This window comes from Candidatus Cloacimonadota bacterium, from assembly GCA_019429305.1.
Taxonomy (GTDB): Bacteria; Cloacimonadota; Cloacimonadia; order Cloacimonadales; family JAJBBL01; genus JAHYIR01.
This window is the reverse complement of sequence record JAHYIR010000002.1, coordinates 57,930-77,499: the sequence shown is the minus strand read 5'-3', so window position 1 is coordinate 77,499 and position 19,570 is coordinate 57,930. Positions and strand designations below refer to the sequence as shown.

Here is a 19,570-nt window from a genome sequence, read left to right as displayed (position 1 = left end):
ATCCTTGAAAAACTAACTTTTTTTTATTCTTCTATCTTGCGGTATCTTTCCAGACCTGTCAGCAAGATATTCATTGCTTTGAGCAGGGCATCAGTATTAAGCACATAAGCTATTCTCAATTCATCTTTACCACGTTCAGGTGTGGCATAGAATCCTTCAGCCGGAGCTGCCATTACCGTCTCTCCGTCTATTTCGAATTCACTTAACAGCCAGATGATGAATTTCTCAGCATCCATAACAGGTAGTTTGGGGAAAATATAAAAAGCTCCACCCGGCTTAGTACATACTATCTCAGGATTTTTTTGCAATTCAGCATAAACCAGATCACGACGTTTAGTATACTCCTTGATTATTCCTGTAAAATAATCATCACCAAGCTCTAAACAGGCATTTGAGGCATATTGATCAATAGTGGGGGGGCAGAGCCGTGCTTGAGCAAATTTCAGTACAGCAGCCATCAGATCTCTGTTCTTCGATACGATACATCCTACTCGTGCACCACAGGCACTATATCTTTTAGAGACACTGTCAACTATCATCGTCCGGTCAGATATATCGGTAAATTCCAAAATGCTGGTATGATGCAAACCATCATATACAAACTCACGATAAACCTCATCAGAAATGACAAAGAGATTATGCTCCTTGGCTAATTCTACTACTCTCTGTAATTCCTCCTTAGTATAGACCGTTCCTGTAGGATTACCGGGATTACAGAGCATTATGGCTCTCGTTCTCGGAGTTATCAATTTTGCGATCTCTTCTTTAGTTGGCAAAGCAAAACCATTTTCGGCAAAGGTAGTTAAAGGAACGATCTTGATGCCTGCCATTGTGGCAAAGCCATTATAGTTGGTGTATAAAGGTTCCGGTATAATGATCTCATCACCTTCGTTACAGGTAACATAAAAGGCAAAAACAATAGCTTCCGAACCCGCTACGGTGACGATTATGTCATCCGCTTCAACCTTCAGTCCGCATTTTTGATAATAACCGGCAAGCCCCTGACGGTATTCATCTAAACCTTGCGAAGGTCCATACCCTAAAACCTTTTCACTGAAGCGATGGTAAGCATCCATCATTACTTGTGGGGTCTCAATGTCAGGTTGTCCGATATTGAGATGATAGACCTTGATCCCCTTTTGTTTGGCTGAATTAGCATAAGGCATCAGTTTACGGATCGGTGATGCCTGTACATCATAAGCTCGTTGTGATAATTTCATTATTATTCTCCTCTATCTTTCTTGTATTTCTCTATTCCGATAATCTCTATTTACATACTGTAATCTGTCCATTTCAAATTGGAATTCTGTCATTTTGCTCTCTATTTCCTCTTTGGTGTTGATAAACACCGGTTCTCCACAAGAGACGCTGATAATGCTCTTTGGTTTTGGTACCCGAAAGAGATCCCAAGTCGGGAAGAGCCATTCCCGGTCAATATCAACAGCCATAGGGATTAACGGCAAGTTGGTATGATAAGCCATAAATAATATACTTTTCTTTAAAACTTCACGAGGACCTAACGGTCCGTCAGGTGTTACAGCTAAGCTATGTTCACCGGCTATTTTCAGGAACTGAAGCAATGCCTCCGTACCTCTTCTTGTGGAAGATCCCCGAACTACTTTATAACCAAGTAACTCGGTTGGTCCGGCAATGATCTCACCCTCTTTCGATTGAGACACGATAATAGCAACATTTTGCTTTCTGTAGAGATACATCAGAGGGATGATATTGCGATGCCAGAAAACGTAAATACAGGGGGTTGCCGGTCGTGGTGTCTGTTCTCGATAAATCAACGTTTTCCCGAGAAGAAGAATCATCCAACACACAAGATGCTTTTCCAGAAAAAAGAGCAGCTTTGTTAACATCTATTCCTTCTCTACCATCCTCTCGATTATTGAAGCAACCTCTTTTGATGCAGATTTCTCACTGAGTAGGTCCTTTATTTTTGCCAGTTCGGTTTTAATCTTATTGTATTCACTCTGATTAGAAAGATAATCTTTTATGTTGCTGTATATCTTATCACCGTTGACATCGTCCTGAATGAGTTCCGGTATGACATCATCCTCTAAGATGATATTCGGTAAACCGATGCGTTTGATCCTGACCAATTCCTTAGCTATTGTATAGGATATTTTACTCGTTTTATAGACGATTATGAACGGAGTACCGATAAATGCCGTTTCTAAAGTAGCTGTTCCCGATGTTACTGCCATAAAATGTGAGTATTTCATCATCTCATACATATAGCCGTCAATAATAAAGATATTTTTAACCATTTCTACGGGTATGAAACTCATAAAAAGCTCGTTGCTGACAGTATGAGATTTTGAGAGAAGGAACTCGTAATCTTCATCGGAGAATTTCCTGATCGCTTCCATAAAAACGGGGAGTATCTTCTTGATCTCAGTGTCTCTACTGCCAGGCATAAATCCGAGCCATTGCTTCTCCGGATTCAAACCAAATGTACGGGCAAATTGTTCTCGATCCACCTCTACCTTTATCTCTTCAGCTATTGGATGACCTACATATTCGGAAGTTACCCGATGTAAATCGAGCAACTCCTTTTCAAAAGGGAGAATGGAAGCAACAAAATTAGTATATTCATACAATTTTTTTACTCTACCGTGCCGCCATGCCCAAAATTGCGGACAAATAAAGTATAGGACCGGAATATCGAGTTCATAAGCCATCTTGGCTAATCTGAGATTAAGCCCCGGATAATCTACCAGGACTACCAAATCGGGCTTGATATTCTGAAAGTATTTCTTGGTCTCTTTTTCCACTCGCCAGATGAAAGGCAAACTTTTTAATACCTCCCAAAAACCCATTAAAGAAAACTTGCGAAAGGGGAATAATGGAGTGAAACCTTCCGCCTGCATACGGTGACCACCAATCCCTATATGACGATAATCAACACCTTGTTCCTTTAACGCTTTCAATACCATCGAGGAATGCAAATCACCCGAATTTTCTCCAGCTACCCAGAAGATTGTCTTTTTTGGCTCACTCATATTTTTCCTCAAATTTACTATCAATTCAGTATTGAATTATTTGTAAAGAAAATCTTATTATTACTGCCTTCTTCAAAGAGATACCATTCTCTTACCATTAGTCACCCTACGAGTCGGACCTAGCCGACTCGTAGAGTGACTAATAGTAAAAGACAATAATACAAGGGATGATCAATGATTACATCCTCTTTGATTTTCCGAGTTTTCAATCTAGGTGAAATAAGCAAAGTATCAATATGGATGGAACAGAAATTGCACTAAAGTTTGCAAATAGAATGATAATCTCTATTAGTTTTTCTTGAAAGAATAAGTTTTCTGCAGAAAGAGATCATTGAAACCTTTAATCTATCGATAGAATTCGACATTTATCGGAGGTAAAAATGAGAGAGAGAGTAATCATAGCGTTTCTTGTTTTGATGTTCACAATGTTTACACTTCTATGTGCTCAAATGGGGGAGCCGATCAAGATCAATCAGGAATATGAGTGGATCTTATCTGCCGGGCAGAAAGGACTAAGACAGGCAGGAGATACCGTTCATCTAACTTATCGGACATATGGTCCAGGTAATGACTACTCCCCCCAAATAGTATATACTAAATCAAGCGAACCATTCAATGAGTTCTCGGTTCTGGAAATTGCGGAAATGATGGATCACTGGGGGGTGATCTTTGGAGATCCGGTATTGGAATTGATGTCCGACGGGAGAGTTCTCATTTTCTATCCACTTTATAACATCGATGATGAGATTTATCATTTAATGAAGACGGAAATAAGTCCCGAAGGAATTATTGTCTCTACTGAATCGATCTATCAGAGTGTTTACACAACAGCCGCTGTTGTCAACGATGACGACAATCTTCATCTCCTCTTTAAAAATGGTTTCGAACATGAGTTAGATATCATTGATTATCATTTATTCTTCGATAAATATAGCTCATTAGATGATGTAGAGGGGAATGTCAGGTTTTATGGGCAGGATGTAATTCATGGCAGAGTTCATAGTAATACTGACATCTGGATCAGACAGATCGGAGGGGGAGATAATAACGGTTGGCCAACCTTCTATGGACTGGTAACGACTGTCGGCGAAATAAGGGTTTTTGGTGGAGGTGCTTATCCGATAGAACAGGTATTCCGCGGTGGTTTGATCGAAAACTATCAACATTTTGATCTACCTGGAGGAGCAGATTTGATCAGGCGAAACGGAGTTAGGTTATTTGGAGAATCTCAGTCTGATAACAAAATTGCCTTTGTTAATATCAATGGTTTATTATATAATGCACGGATCGGTCATATTGAAGAAATTCATCCACCGGAAGAGTTTATTATTTACGATCAATATCCTCCTTATGGTCCTATAGGTAATCAAATAGGGGTCAATTATATCGCCAGACATGATACAACATGGGTTGTAATGAGCGGAACTCTGTCTAATGATACTTCTTATTGGGTTCCTTTTGAATTGTGGATTTCCGGTAATGTTGCAGGTTTACAGACATGGGGCAGTTCGCATAATATCTATATTAAAGATGATCTTACTTATCAAAACACTATCGTTGGTCAACCCCCTGATGGTGGTTTAGATGGTGAATATCCGGTCAATGAGACTGACATGTTAGCTCTCGTTTCTGAGAAATCTATTCTGATCCAGTATGGATACCGTGATCCTACCGATGGCATGAGATACAAACCTAACTGCAACAGTGTGAACATCTATGGTTATCTCTTTGCTCTCGGTGATGGTCAGGGAGAGACTACACCTGCAGGGGTTCATTATAAAGATGGGATCTTTTCTTTCCAGTATCAATTTCCCAAAGGATCTACCCCCGATCAAATGTTTCAAGGCGATTTTTATACCCAGATTGATCTGCACCTGCGAAGATATCCTACTTCATCTTTAGATCCTTGGCCTCCCGGTTTGGATTATCCTTGGTATAATCCGCTTTGGCCTGAACCCGGTCCTATCTTTAGTCCAGGAGCACCATATTCTATACCTATCCCCAATCCTCATGGAGCACCCAGTGTTACATACTTAAGGGGGTCTATCAATCTTTTCGGTGGTTTTGCCTCCAGAAGATGTGGTTATGTCCGTCGTAGCGGGAATGCAGATTACGATACCGGTATCTGGGATATAGATAATCACTTTTTTGGACATCACTCTAATGGATTAACTCCACCCGGTGGGGCAAGCGGTTATGATAAAAACTATTTTCATGATTCCCGCTTGGAGTATCTAAGACCACTCGATGTTCCGAGTAGTAGTATTTTAGATGGTGCAGCTAATTTTGCTTTTCATTATTGGAGGCAGGAAGAGGGCTCAGAGGATTTTAGTCCCGTTCTATCTGAGGATTTAATCCGCTTTAAGGATAACTTGTTGATTGACGCCCATAACAATAGAGTGGCTATCTTGATGAGTAACAATTTGCTGCTTTCTGATGAAACCGGTAGTAACTTTCAGGAATTTGGACTCGACATTACCAACGACAGTATTATTGATCTGGTTTATAGTGCCGAAGGGATCTTTATTTTGTCTCAAGATAAGCTGCAAAGATTTGATCCAGGGAGTTACGAACTGTTTACAATCGATGAACGAATACTGCCTAACTGGGAGCAAGGCATTGCAACGGATGTTGGGAATGTATTCTGGGCTGCTTCAATAAATGAGGAGATAATTCAATTCAATGTCTATAATCCTACTGGAGATCTGTTGGATCAATATATTTGGCAGCACGGTATTGTAAGACATCCAGGGAGTGATTTCGAAAACTCAAAAAGTCCTCTGGGTCTTATTGCTCAAGATAACCAGATCTTCCTTACTCTGCATATTGGCTTGGAAGAGGAAGCAATAGCTCCTGGAGTCGGTGAGCTCTATCTGGCTAACGGGATTTTGGAATATCAGTCAGTTGACACCGTAGATTTAATACCTTACCCTGAATTGTATCACTACCCAAACCCTGTTTATCGCAATATAGGCAACCGAAGTCAAGCAGTTAACATCAATTTCAATCTACCTCAAGATTCTCTTGTGAAGATAAACATTTACAATATCAAAGGACAGTTAGTGAAAAATCTCATTAAGGAAAACTTTTCTCGGGGTAATTATACTCTGCAATGGGATGGAAGAGACAGTAAGAACAGATCTGTTGCTCAAGGTATTTATTTTTATGAGATGGTGACTAACAACAGTAATTTAGTGCGAAAATTTTTGCTACTTAATTAGACGGAGGGAGGGTGAGTAGAGAACAGACGGTAGTTTCAACTCTGCCGTCTGTTCATATTCATTGATGTATGAAGAAACAATACAGATATCATTATGACTCTCCAATTGGTTTGTTAGGGATAATCTCTTCTGAAACAGATTTACTTTCAATCTCATTCCTTGGTACCGGGAAACCAAAGAAACAAGAATTAAATGAGATCATTACCGAGACTATCAACCAGTTAAAAGAGTATTTTTCCGGTAAGAGGAAGTATTTCCATTTAAAACTTAGCTTTGAAGGACATACATCTTTCCAAAAAGGTGTCTGGCAGGCATTAAGTCAGATTCCTTATGCCAAGACCGCATCATATAGTGAGATCGCAAAAAAAATAAGCAAGGAGCAGGCAGTCAGAGCTGTAGGGAATGCTTGTGGCAAAAATCCCTTTTTGATCATTATTCCCTGCCATAGAGTGTTGAGGAAAGATGGTTCCTTTGGCGGTTTCTCTGCCGGTGATGATCTGAAACAAAAACTACTCGATCACGAATATAGATTTACAAAGTAAAAAAACACAAGATTAGATAAACATGTAGAACTCTTTGTAGGGGCAATTCACGAATTGCCCTTCAAAAACAATCATAAATAAACTCTTTTCTCCCGATTCAAAAACTCAGGTGTCTTTTAACTCAAAAATAATTGCCATAGTACCAGAATTGATTAGATTTTATAAGAAAAAAGAGTTTGGAGGTTGTTATGGCAACAGTAACTTTGAAAGGGAATCCGGTACAGCTTTATGGTGACTTACCGGATAGGGAATCCAAGGCACCATATTTCCGATTGGTTAAATCAGACCTCTCCGAGGTTACAATAGATGATTTCAAGGGAAAAAACTTGATCCTCAACATTTTCCCCAGTATTGATACATCTGTCTGTGCTATGTCGGTAAGAAAATTTAACGAAGCAGCTGATAAACTACCAGATACTGTAGTATTAGGAATTTCCCATGATCTTCCTTTTGCACTACAGCGCCATTGTGCAGCAGAGGGATTAAATAACATCATTCCTCTTTCTGCCTTTAGAGCTCCGGATTTTGGTAAAGAGTATGGATTATTAATTACTTCAGGTCCAATGAAGGGTTTACTCAGTAGAGCAGTAATTGGCATTGATAAAGAAGGAAAAATAATCTATACTCAATTAGTACCGGAAATAGGTAATGAACCTGACTATGAGAAGGTGTTAGCTGTTTTCAAATAATTAGAACTGAGTAAGATGTAATAATAACTAAAGAGACGGTAAACATTGTGTTACCGTCTTTTTTATTCAACCTTTTTTCTTCTGTCGATCTCTCTTTCCAGATCACGTTTCTGGATATCTTCCCGTTTATCGTATTGCTTCTTACCTTTTGCTAAAACTATTGTCACCTTGCAGAGTCCCTTTTCATTAATGAAAATATCCTTAGGTATCAGAGTGAGTCCCTGTTCTTCTGTTTTTTTACTCAGTCGTCTGATCTCGCTTTTATTAAGCAGCAATTTTCTTTTTCTCTCCGGGTCGTGATTAAAAATGTTCCCTTTTTCATAAGGACTGATATGGAGATTATAGAGCCAGACTTCTCCTTTCTCTACTCTGGCAAAGCTGTCTTTGAAATTTATCTTGCCTGCCCGAATCGATTTGATCTCAGTACCAACCAGAACAATACCGGCTTCAAATTCATTCAAAAAGAAATAATTATGTTTGGCTGCTCTATTAGTAAACAATCTCATTCGCTCAATCCTTTGATGATATTTGAATACCTTACTATCTAGATTATAGGTTATTGTCAATCGAATTAATTATCCACACAGGATATATGAAACAATGATTTGCAAGGGTCTATCAGCCCGAATATTGATATTTTATGCTGTAATGGGATAAAAAAGTTTGACAGAATTATTAGTTAATATTGAACATGTTTTTCAATGGAATATAAGATATTTAAAGGAAATCATGTTCTCTGCCCTGGTATCAATTTTTTAATTGGTACAGGTAAGTGGAGTAGAGAATCTTTGAACATATTGGTTTCAGACAGTTATGTAAGAGGATATAACGTTGAACTTCGTAATACAAACTTTTAAGGTTGCTTTTGTAGAGAAAAGTTGGGATACTTGTTGTGACTCCAGCTTTAACTGTAAGATGTTGACCTTGAATATGATAAATAAATTAACCAGTGAAAACTAAACAAGGAGAGATTTATGAAACAAAATCTAATTAAACCGCTATTTATTATGTTAATAGTCGGTATGGCAGTAATGCTGAGTGCTCAGACGATTACTATTGATCTGGGTGAGGGAACGGAAACGAATACTACAACAGGAGCTGCCCCATTCAATATCTGGTATAAGAGTTTGAGAACTCAAACAGTCTATACTGCAATGGAACTGAATGCAATCGGTTTTGGCGGACCGGCAACCTTGCAGCAGATCGGTTATTATGTAACTGACGTACCGTTGTATGCATTACCCAATTTTATTCTTCGTGTTAAACATACTACAGCTACCGATGCCTCTGCGCACGATAATGGGCCCTTCACAACCGTTTATACCAATCCTTCTTTGATGCCTGTTGCTGGAGATTGGTACATGCTCGTATTTACAACCGATTTCGATTGGAACGGAACAGATAATATTCTGATCGACACAGCTTTTAGCTTGCTTGATAATTATAGTTCAACCGGACAGCAAAGAATTTATGATGCAGCTAATGGGATGCGATATGTTCGTTCGGACTTAGCAGATCAAACTGATGTTGCAACAACAACAACTGAAAATTACAAACCTCAGATCAGGATGGTTTTTGAAGGCGGAACTTTTATTCAAACCGATATGGCAGCAACGAGTATTATCGGACCGACTTCACCATCTGTTGGTACAACAGCTCAATACACAATAACTGTGCTTAATGTTGGCCAGGTTGTACAGAATAACTATACTGTAAAATTGATGCAAGAGGGTGGAATTGAACTTGATACAATGGTCGGAACAGAAAGTTTAGCTCAAGGTGAAACTGCTGAGTATACTTTGAGCTGGACACCTGATGTCGAAGGTGCAACCTATTTATATGGTGAAGTTGTAATACCGGACGATGAAAATCCGGGAAATAATACCACACCAAATCTCAATGTAGTTGTCATGCCTTCGGGAATTCTTGTCGCCACAATAGGAACTGGAGAAACAACAAATGGAACTTCTGAAGCTGCACCAGTTAATATTTTCTATCGCAGTTTAAGAACACAAACTGTCTATACAGTTGCTGAACTTAATGCAGCAGGGATTTTTGGTGCCAATGATCTTTTATCGATCGCTTATTATGTCACCGGTCTGCCGAATCTGGCATTACCGAATTTCAGGATCAGAGTCAAGCATACTACAGCCACTAATGCCGGTGCTCATGACGCCGGACCTTTTGAACTGGTTTATCAGAATGCTTCCTATATGCCAGTTGTTAATGAATGGAACCTGCTTCCCTTTACTACTCCCTTTGATTGGAACGGGGTAGATAACATCTTGATCGATACAACATTTGATATGGTTGCTAACTGGAGTTCTTCAGGTCAGCAGAGGATTTTCTCATCTCCGGTTGGAATGCGTTATGTCCGCAGTGATTCATCTGATCAAGGAGATGCCACTACTACAGCTACCGTTGATTATAAACCACAAATCCAGATGGCTTTTCAACCCGGTACTATATATGAAGATGATATGGCAGCGACCAATATTACCGGTCCGATAGGAGCTACTGTAGGTACTCCATCCACATATTCAGTAACTGTCCGTAACATGGGTACTGAACTGCAGGATAACTATCAAGTTAAGTTAATTATAACAGATAATGTTGAAGTAGCAACATATACTGCCACAACTCCGTTGAATCAGTATGAATCTGCTACTTTTGATCTTAATTGGACGCCAACGACAGATGGAGTTTTTGATATTTGGGGTCGTGTTGTCTTAACCGGTGATGAGAATCCTGTTAACGATAATACCCAACCAATTAATGTAACAGTTTATCCAGAAGGTACCGCTAACGTACAGATCGGTACAGGAACTACCTCCGGGTATTATATCCCTTGGAATTTCTACTATCGCAACAGTGTTAGCCAGACAATATATTATGATAATGAGATCTATGTCGGCGGACTGATCACACATGTAACATTCTTCAATACTTTCTCAACAAACTTACCAAATATGCCGGTAGCGATTTGGATAGGAGAAACAACTTTAAATGATCTTTCCGGTGGATGGGCTCCGGTTGACCAGCAAACACTTGTCTTTGATGGATTAGTAAATTTCCCCTCAGGGCAGAATGAGATTAGTATTCAGTTACAAACACCATTTTTCTATGGTTCCGGAAATATTGCGATAACTTACCATAGACCGATGGATGATCAATATTATAGTTCGCTTGATCAATTCTACTATACTGCTACTCCTCAATATCCCAACAGAACAAGATATCTGCTATCAGATAGTATTGTATATGATCCATATAACTTAACCGGTGGTACACTTATTTCCAATGTTCCCAATACCAGATTAACATTTACTGTTAGTGATATGGGATCGTTAGAGGGGTATGTTTATGATAGTGTAACAAATGATCCTATTCAGGGGGCTGTTATTCATATCGAAGGTTATACAATGACTCAGACCACCAGCTCTCAGGGACATTTCTTCTTTGGTTATGTTCCGGTAGGAACTCACGATATAACCGCTACAAAATTTGGTTATTATGATGGAGTAGAAACTGTCACGATCATTGAAGGTGAGACCACAGATGTAACATTTAATTTAGTCAGCTTACCACAAGTAACTGTCTCCGGTGATGTAGTTGGCAGTGATGCTCCTGGTATAGGACTTGACGGTGCTACCGTTAGTCTTCAAGGTTACGATAATTATGAAGTAGAAACAGATGCTACTGGTGATTTTACTATCCCCGGAGTTTATGCTGATCATACATACTCAATTACAGTAGCTTATCCGGGTTATCAAACTTATAACGGAGAAATAGTTGTCGGAAATACCGATTTAGTAGTTCCAACAATAGTTTTGGAAGAGATTGCTTTTCCTGTATCTAACGTAATAGCAGAACTTACAGCAGAGAACAATGTAGATCTGATCTGGAACACACCGGGTAGCGGTGTATTAACTGAGTTCCGATATGATGACGGAGTACAGGTAGCTCAGTTAGGGAGCACCGGTGGAACCAATAATACCGTACTGGGAGCTGTCCATAGAAGAGATGCCCAGATCCATGAAGTAACCTGGATGACCACCAGCGAGGGTGGTCCTCACAATGCGATCAATCTGTTCATCTTTGGTTTGAATGCAGCAGGTATGCCCAATGGTAACGATATACTCTTCTCCCAGATGAATGTTCCCAATGTTGATATGCAATGGAATGTATTTGAATTACCGGATCCTATCGATGCACCTAATGGTTTCTTGGTTGGTCTCAGTTACGCCGGATTCTTGGGTTTAGCAACAGATGATGGATTAGGAGACCCTTGGGCATTTGTTCCTAATACCCAGTTCTTCACTGGAGATTATACAGGAAATGTTTGGGATCCGATCGAGAATTTCTCTTTCTTTGTAAGCTATCTGCTCAGGGCGATAGGTTATGATTATGGTGAGTTAACCCGTACAGCAGAAGAAGTAGCCGTAAGTAGAGATACGAGAGCAATGGATTCCAGACCTAGTAGAGAAGTGATCGGTTTATCAACCGGTAGTAGCAGTCCCAGAGGTATCAAGGTAGATGGTCCTGTTTATAAGAGCAGAGAACGAGCTATCGGATATGAAGCTCAAGCACAAATTAACCGTGAGACCAGAGCATTAGAGGGATATTTAGCATATCGTTTCTTAGCTCAGGATCAGGGTAATGAAAACCTCTGGTCCGAGATAGGAACGATAACATCACCAACCGATACAACTTATACTGATACAGAGTGGTCAACCTTGGATGCCGGTGTATACCAATATGCGATCAAGGCGATCTACACCAATAATGTTCTGTCAGCACCTGCGTTTTCCAATACCTTGGAACACAGCATGACCTCACTGGTAACCATTAACTTGACAACCAACTCAGGAGATCCTGTTACGGGAACGCTAGTTACCTTAATCAATGATGATGGTGATCCGAACCATGTATATACCATGTCATCACCGGCAAGTGGTATAGTAGTATTTCCTAATGTCTGGCGTGGAACTTATACGATAGAAGCACATTTAGCAGGCTTCGAGCATTATGAGGCCTTTGGTGTGCCTATCTTAGACGATACGTTCATGTATGATATCGAACTGATAGAGTTGTTACTGCCAGTAGTCGAACTGACTTATGATATCTTTGATAACAACAATATCACCTTGAACTGGTACGAACCGGGTCATACCTTTGGTGAATATTGGGAGAACGGTTTCGAGACAGGTCAATTACCTGCTGGTTGGGCAATAACGGGAGTCAATACCGATGCCAGTGGTCCTACCCCGGGTTACTGGACAGTGAATAACTACTCATCAGCAGATTATAGTCCAATTGGACAGTATCATTGTGGTCTCTGGTGGAGTTACAATCATCAGGATGAATGGTTAAAGACCCCTGAGTTTGTATGTCCTCCGAATGCAGAGCTTGTATACTGGACTGTAGGTTACTTAGGATCAACCTATGCCGACCATTACTATGTGAAAGTATCAACAGATGGCGGTAGTAATTGGACTGTGCTGCAAGACCTATCAGCTATGACCGGAGGTTGGAATTATTACAATACTCCAATGAGTGTATCTTTGGCAAGTTATGCCGGACAGGAGATCATGTTGGCATGGCAGGCAGTAGATGGACCGACTAATGATGGTCTCTGGTATATCTGGTATGTAGATGATATCAGTGTAGGCGATATGACATTCCGAGCAACCGATCTGATCAGTGAATCTAAAGGAACCAGCCAAACAACACGAACAAGCTCAATTCAAAGAGACATTGAACCTAATCGTGCCTTTACCGGTTATAAGGTAATGCGTAACGATGTAGTACTAGTAGAAGGTCTGCAAGAGTTAACTTACACGGATCTTAACGTTCCGACCGGAACCTATGTCTATGGAGTAATAGCTCAATATACATCAGGAGAAGCTGAGGCAGTCGAGACCGAAGAGATATCTTTTGTCGGCACTGATGATGATAATATCTTAGTTCCGTTAGTTACTGAGCTTCGAGGCAACTATCCGAATCCATTCAATCCTGATACTAATATTAGTTTCAGCTTGAAAGAGTTCTCTCATGTAACGATCGAGATCTACAATGTCAAGGGTCAACGAGTTCGAACACTGGTAAATGGAGATATGGAAGCGGGCTATCATACAGTAGTCTGGAATGGACGTAATGATCAGGGAAGAGAAGCCGGTAGCGGTATCTTCTTCTATAGAATGAAGTCAGGATCATATAACTCAACCAAGAAAATGATCCTCATGAAATAAACACTTGAGTTCCGATATTAATCGGAGTAAATAATTCTACAAAAGGGACGCATATAAGCTATGCGTCCCTTTTGCTTTATCATTGAACATTCTTGTTTTAAAAATCGCCCTAACAAATTCTCCGATAAAAAAGGTTGACTAAAAAGATATAGTTCTTAGATACTATCCTATCAATTTGAATATGGGAAATTTATAGTATCTACGGTGGAGATGAGGAACATTTATCATGGATAATACCTTAAAATTGATTAAATAGTGAATGATAACTTCGATTATCAAATTTGCTGTGAAGAATTTTTTATCATCTTAGGGATATGAAGTATATGTACTTAATATCGATTATCAAATGTTAGTCAGATAACCAACAAAACAAAATTATGAGGAAAAATTTATGAAAACAAATCATTTTAAGCTGTTATTAGTCTTTTCGATCTTAGTGATGACTACTTTCATTTACGGTCAGACCTTTGTTTGGGAAGAAGATTTTGCTGTGGATCCGGGTACTTGGACTTTAGAATCTCATTGGTCCATAACATCCGGTTATCTTCAGTTTTACTGGTCACCCACAACCGAGAACTATAATTTTTCGGCTACTTCCCCAGTAATAACGATCCCGGATAATGCGGGTGATCTGCATGTTACGCAATGGGTTAATTACTATTCTTATGTAGATGAGGCATTCGAGATAGCAGTGCTTGTTGACGGGACACCAACAGTTCTATGGACTCACAGTGGAACTGATTGGGGTGCTGATGGAGGTCAACTGTTAACATTGTCATTAGTACCGTTCCAAAATCAGGACGTTCAACTACGTTTCCGTTCCTGGGGGACAAGTACCTGGAATATCAACTGGTGGAGGATTTATCATTTAGCTATTGAAGGATCTTTTGATAACGACCTACAGGCATTGAGCTTAACAGGTCCTAATAGTGCGACGGTTGGTATTCCGGTTGATTATACTATTGCAGTTCGTAATGCAGGTATGAATACTCAGTCCGATTATACTGTTAAGTTGATGCAAGAGGGTGGAATTGAACTTGGTTCTACTGCCGGTACCACAATAGAACAAGGCCAAGTTATTGACTATGTCTTTACCTGGACGCCTGATGTGGCGGGAGCAACTTATCTGTACGGTGAGGTAGTGTTAACTGATGATGAAGTTCCCGGTAACAATATTACACCGAACTTGAATGTGGCAGTACAACCATCCGGCACGGCAGCGGTTAATATAGGAACAGATACAACAACAGCTAACACTTTACCTCTCAACTTTTTCTATAGAAACAGTATGTCTCAGACTATCTACATGGCTTCGGAGCTCAATATTGGTGGCTTGTTAACGGGGATCACATATTATAGCAATTTTACCCAAGATTTACCGAACATGCCAGTAAAGATCTGGGTAGGAGAGACAGATCTTGATAACCTATCTGCTGGTTGGATACCAGCTACCCAGCTGCAATTAGTATTTGACGGTACAATTGATTTTCCTATTGGTCAGAATACGATTAATATTGCTTTACAGAATCCTTATGCTTATAGTGGTTCGAATCTGGTAATATTAGCCAATAGACCAATGGATACTCAATATTATCAATCTACGAATCATTTCTTTTATTCCGTGACAGCATTTGCCAATAGATCAAGGAATGTGCAAGCTGATGCTACGGAATACTTTCCTGACAATCCACCCACTACTGGTACTCTGACAAATCGAGTTCCTAATACAACTTTGTATTTTGTTACAGCCGGTATGGGTGTTTTAGACGGATATGTTTATAACAGCGACACAAATGATCCTTTAGCAGGGGCTGCTGTAGAGGTAATCGGCACCAACTATAACGCTGTAACCAATAATAATGGTTATTTTGTATTCCCTTATGTACCGGAAGGGACTTATGATGTTAAAGCATCTATCTTTGGCTATAATGATCTGATATTAGAAGACGTTTTAGTTGAAGAAGACGAGACTACAACCATCTCCTTCTATTTAGTACAGCTTGATAACGTTACAGTATCAGGTCAGGTAGTTGGGAGTGATCAACCGACCGTAGGATTGGTAGGTGGTCTAGTAAATCTTACCGGTTACGAAAACTATAGCACAACAACCGGCGCTAATGGGATGTTTTCTATACCCGGGGTATATACTAATCAAACCTACAATATCAGTGTAATGGTAGAGGGTTATGCTCCCTATACAGGTCAGGTTACAGTGGGTGAAGTGGATCTGGATGTTGGTGTTATCATTGTTGATGAGATCGCTTATCCACCTTACAATGTTGTTGCTACTCAGAGTCCTGATGATACCTATGTTGATTTGATCTGGAGTTCACCTTTAGCTATTGATTACTACTTCTCAGATTTCGAAAATGATGATGGTGGCTGGGAAGCTACAGCAGATTGGCATCCTGTAGGTGACTGGGAATGGGCAAACAATTATGATGTTAATAACTGGTATAATTCCGGTTCAGATACCGCAACACCACCACCGTTTGCTTATTCAGGTACAGGATTATGGGGAACTGTGATTTTTACCAATCACACTAATTCCGGTGGTTTTAGTTATCTGTCTCAGACATTTGACTTTACTACTTTCACCGATGCTACTATGATCTTCTGGAGCTGGAACGATTCTTTCGGTAATTTTGATTATGGTCAGGTAAGAGTAAATGGTCAGATTGTTTGGGGACCGGCATGGGATTACACAAATACTCAATGGCAAGAGGTAGTGATAGATCTTTCAGCTTTTGATGGTTTATCTGAAGTTGAAATTGTCTTTGAACACTACGCAACTACTGTTGTAAATTATGCCGGTTGGTATATAGATGATGTATATATCGGTTCAGAACCTCAAGGAAGAAGAGCAGATAATATTGACCAGAGCTTTATTGATAGTATTGGACAATTATCTTCTCGAAATTTCAGAGATTCTAATAGAGTCCTTGAGGGATTTAGGATTTACCGTTTCCTCAATGAAGATACGGATAATGAAGATAACTGGGTAGAATTAGCGACAGTTACTGATACCACATATACCGATAATGGTTGGGCTACTGTTGATGGTGGATATTATCGGTATGGTGTGAAGTCAGTACATACTAATGATGTTGTTTCTGCAGCAGCTATCTCCAACTGGGTAGGTAAAGATTTAACAACCAATGTGACCGTTAATATTACTACTAATGATGGCACTAGTGCTGAAGGAGCTGAAGTTACACTTTTCTGCCTTGATCAGGATCCTGACGGTAATAGTCCTGTCTATACCCAAGTAGCAGTTGGATCATTTCCTGCTGTAGCTCAATTCAATAATGTATTGCAGGGTAATTATGATCTGGAAGTAACCTTAACCGGTTATGCTACTTATACTCAATCAAATATTCCAATACAAGATGTAACAGTACTTGATGTTATGGTTACAGAAATCCCCTTCCCTGTATCTAACGTAATAGCAGAACTTACAGCAGAGAACAATGTAGATCTGATCTGGAACACACCGGGTAGCGGTGTATTAACTGAGTTCCGATATGATGACGGAGTACAGGTAGCTCAGTTAGGGAGCACCGGTGGAACCAATAATACCGTACTGGGAGCTGTCCATAGAAGAGATGCCCAGATCCATGAAGTAACCTGGATGACCACCAGCGAGGGTGGTCCTCACAATGCGATCAATCTGTTCATCTTTGGTTTGAATGCAGCAGGTATGCCCAATGGTAACGATATACTCTTCTCCCAGATGAATGTTCCCAATGTTGATATGCAATGGAATGTATTTGAATTACCGGATCCTATCGATGCACCTAATGGTTTCTTGGTTGGTCTCAGTTACGCCGGATTCTTGGGTTTAGCAACAGATGATGGATTAGGAGACCCTTGGGCATTTGTTCCTAATACCCAGTTCTTCACTGGAGATTATACAGGAAATGTTTGGGATCCGATCGAGAATTTCTCTTTCTTTGTAAGCTATCTGCTCAGGGCGATAGGTTATGATTATGGTGAGTTAACCCGTACAGCAGAAGAAGTAGCCGTAAGTAGAGATACGAGAGCAATGGATTCCAGACCTAGTAGAGAAGTGATCGGTTTATCAACCGGTAGTAGCAGTCCCAGAGGTATCAAGGTAGATGGTCCTGTTTATAAGAGCAGAGAACGAGCTATCGGATATGAAGCTCAAGCACAAATTAACCGTGAGACCAGAGCATTAGAGGGATATTTAGCATATCGTTTCTTAGCTCAGGATCAGGGTAATGAAAACCTCTGGTCCGAGATAGGAACGATAACATCACCAACCGATACAACTTATACTGATACAGAGTGGTCAACCTTGGATGCCGGTGTATACCAATATGCGATCAAGGCGATCTACACCAATAATGTTCTGTCAGCACCTGCGTTTTCCAATACCTTGGAACACAGCATGACCTCACTGGTAACCATTAACTTGACAACCAACTCAGGAGATCCTGTTACGGGAACGCTAGTTACCTTAATCAATGATGATGGTGATCCGAACCATGTATATACCATGTCATCACCGGCAAGTGGTATAGTAGTATTTCCTAATGTCTGGCGTGGAACTTATACGATAGAAGCACATTTAGCAGGCTTCGAGCATTATGAGGCCTTTGGTGTGCCTATCTTAGACGATACGTTCATGTATGATATCGAACTGATAGAGTTGTTACTGCCAGTAGTCGAACTGACTTATGATATCTTTGATAACAACAATATCACCTTGAACTGGTACGAACCGGGTCATACCTTTGGTGAATATTGGGAGAACGGTTTCGAGACAGGTCAATTACCTGCTGGTTGGGCAATAACGGGAGTCAATACCGATGCCAGTGGTCCTACCCCGGGTTACTGGACAGTGAATAACTACTCATCAGCAGATTATAGTCCAATTGGACAGTATCATTGTGGTCTCTGGTGGAGTTACAATCATCAGGATGAATGGTTAAAGACCCCTGAGTTTGTATGTCCTCCGAATGCAGAGCTTGTATACTGGACTGTAGGTTACTTAGGATCAACCTATGCCGACCATTACTATGTGAAAGTATCAACAGATGGCGGTAGTAATTGGACTGTGCTGCAAGACCTATCAGCTATGACCGGAGGTTGGAATTATTACAATACTCCAATGAGTGTATCTTTGGCAAGTTATGCCGGACAGGAGATCATGTTGGCATGGCAGGCAGTAGATGGACCGACTAATGATGGTCTCTGGTATATCTGGTATGTAGATGATATCAGTGTAGGCGATATGACATTCCGAGCAACCGATCTGATCAGTGAATCTAAAGGAACCAGCCAAACAACACGAACAAGCTCAATTCAAAGAGACATTGAACCTAATCGTGCCTTTACCGGTTATAAGGTAATGCGTAACGATGTAGTACTAGTAGAAGGTCTGCAAGAGTTAACTTACACGGATCTTAACGTTCCGACCGGAACCTATGTCTATGGAGTAATAGCTCAATATACATCAGGAGAAGCTGAGGCAGTCGAGACCGAAGAGATATCTTTTGTCGGCACTGATGATGATAATATCTTAGTTCCGTTAGTTACTGAGCTTCGAGGCAACTATCCGAATCCATTCAATCCTGATACTAATATTAGTTTCAGCTTGAAAGAGTTCTCTCATGTAACGATCGAGATCTACAATGTCAAGGGTCAACGAGTTCGAACACTGGTAAATGGAGATATGGAAGCGGGCTATCATACAGTAGTCTGGAATGGACGTAATGATCAGGGAAGAGAAGCCGGTAGCGGTATCTTCTTCTATAGAATGAAGTCAGGATCATATAACTCAACCAAGAAAATGATCCTCATGAAATAAAGTATAACCACTATAAATGTAAA

The 19,570-nt window shown here is 40.2% G+C and carries 9 protein-coding genes; 5 read left to right on the top strand and 4 right to left on the bottom strand.

Annotated features, from left to right (window positions below; genetic code table 11):
* Positions 1-23 precede the first annotated feature (23 nt).
* From K0B81_01645 to lpxB, 3 genes are read right to left on the bottom strand one after another with little or no spacing between them, the layout of a single operon-like run.
* Positions 24-1,220, bottom strand: a complete 1,197-nt coding sequence (locus K0B81_01645) for a pyridoxal phosphate-dependent aminotransferase (protein ID MBW6515304.1) — start codon at positions 1,218-1,220, stop codon at positions 24-26.
* Positions 1,221-1,232: 12 nt separating this feature from the next.
* Positions 1,233-1,865, bottom strand: coding sequence for a lysophospholipid acyltransferase family protein (locus tag K0B81_01640; GenBank protein MBW6515303.1), 633 nt, complete (start codon positions 1,863-1,865; stop codon positions 1,233-1,235).
* Positions 1,866-3,011, bottom strand: coding sequence for a lipid-A-disaccharide synthase (gene lpxB / locus K0B81_01635; GenBank protein ID MBW6515302.1), 1,146 nt, complete (start codon positions 3,009-3,011; stop codon positions 1,866-1,868).
* Positions 3,012-3,391: 380 nt separating this feature from the next.
* Between lpxB and K0B81_01630 the strand changes: the two genes are divergently transcribed.
* The 3 genes from K0B81_01630 to tpx all read left to right on the top strand — a co-directional run bounded on the left by K0B81_01630 (position 3,392) and on the right by tpx (position 7,463).
* The gene (locus tag K0B81_01630) at positions 3,392-6,232 is read left to right on the top strand and encodes a T9SS type A sorting domain-containing protein (protein ID MBW6515301.1); all 2,841 of its coding nucleotides are present in this window, start codon (positions 3,392-3,394) and stop codon (positions 6,230-6,232) included.
* A 68-nt stretch (positions 6,233-6,300) separates the two neighbouring features.
* Positions 6,301-6,774: a methylated-DNA--[protein]-cysteine S-methyltransferase gene (locus K0B81_01625; protein MBW6515300.1), complete on the top strand. Its 474-nt coding sequence runs from the start codon at positions 6,301-6,303 to the stop codon at positions 6,772-6,774.
* 188 nt (positions 6,775-6,962) lie between these two features.
* On the top strand, positions 6,963-7,463 hold the full coding sequence (gene tpx, locus K0B81_01620) for a thiol peroxidase (protein MBW6515299.1): 501 nt from the start codon (positions 6,963-6,965) through the stop codon (positions 7,461-7,463).
* A 62-nt stretch (positions 7,464-7,525) separates the two neighbouring features.
* On the opposite strand, the gene smpB is transcribed toward tpx, so the two are convergent.
* The gene (gene smpB / locus K0B81_01615; protein ID MBW6515298.1) at positions 7,526-7,969 is read right to left on the bottom strand and encodes an SsrA-binding protein SmpB; all 444 of its coding nucleotides are present in this window, start codon (positions 7,967-7,969) and stop codon (positions 7,526-7,528) included.
* Between the two features lie 468 nt (positions 7,970-8,437).
* Here smpB and K0B81_01610 point away from each other — a divergent pair, with 468 nt between their 5' ends.
* Positions 8,438-13,714: a carboxypeptidase regulatory-like domain-containing protein gene (locus K0B81_01610; protein MBW6515297.1), complete on the top strand. Its 5,277-nt coding sequence runs from the start codon at positions 8,438-8,440 to the stop codon at positions 13,712-13,714.
* Positions 13,715-14,105: 391 nt separating this feature from the next.
* Positions 14,106-19,547, top strand: a complete 5,442-nt coding sequence (locus K0B81_01605) for a carboxypeptidase regulatory-like domain-containing protein (GenBank protein ID MBW6515296.1) — start codon at positions 14,106-14,108, stop codon at positions 19,545-19,547.
* Positions 19,548-19,570 lie beyond the last annotated feature (23 nt).

Bases quoted from the DNA above. Each gene is read 5' to 3' on its own strand.
- K0B81_01645 (MBW6515304.1), bottom strand. From the start codon at position 1,220: ATGAAATTATCACAACGAGCTTATGATGTACAGGCATCACCGATCCGT.
- K0B81_01640 (MBW6515303.1), bottom strand. From the start codon at position 1,865: ATGTTAACAAAGCTGCTCTTTTTTCTGGAAAAGCATCTTGTGTGTTGG.
- lpxB (MBW6515302.1), bottom strand. From the start codon at position 3,011: ATGAGTGAGCCAAAAAAGACAATCTTCTGGGTAGCTGGAGAAAATTCG.
- K0B81_01630 (MBW6515301.1), top strand. From the start codon at position 3,392: ATGAGAGAGAGAGTAATCATAGCGTTTCTTGTTTTGATGTTCACAATG.
- K0B81_01625 (MBW6515300.1), top strand. From the start codon at position 6,301: ATGAAGAAACAATACAGATATCATTATGACTCTCCAATTGGTTTGTTA.
- tpx (MBW6515299.1), top strand. From the start codon at position 6,963: ATGGCAACAGTAACTTTGAAAGGGAATCCGGTACAGCTTTATGGTGAC.
- smpB (MBW6515298.1), bottom strand. From the start codon at position 7,969: ATGAGATTGTTTACTAATAGAGCAGCCAAACATAATTATTTCTTTTTG.
- K0B81_01610 (MBW6515297.1), top strand. From the start codon at position 8,438: ATGAAACAAAATCTAATTAAACCGCTATTTATTATGTTAATAGTCGGT.
- K0B81_01605 (MBW6515296.1), top strand. From the start codon at position 14,106: ATGAAAACAAATCATTTTAAGCTGTTATTAGTCTTTTCGATCTTAGTG.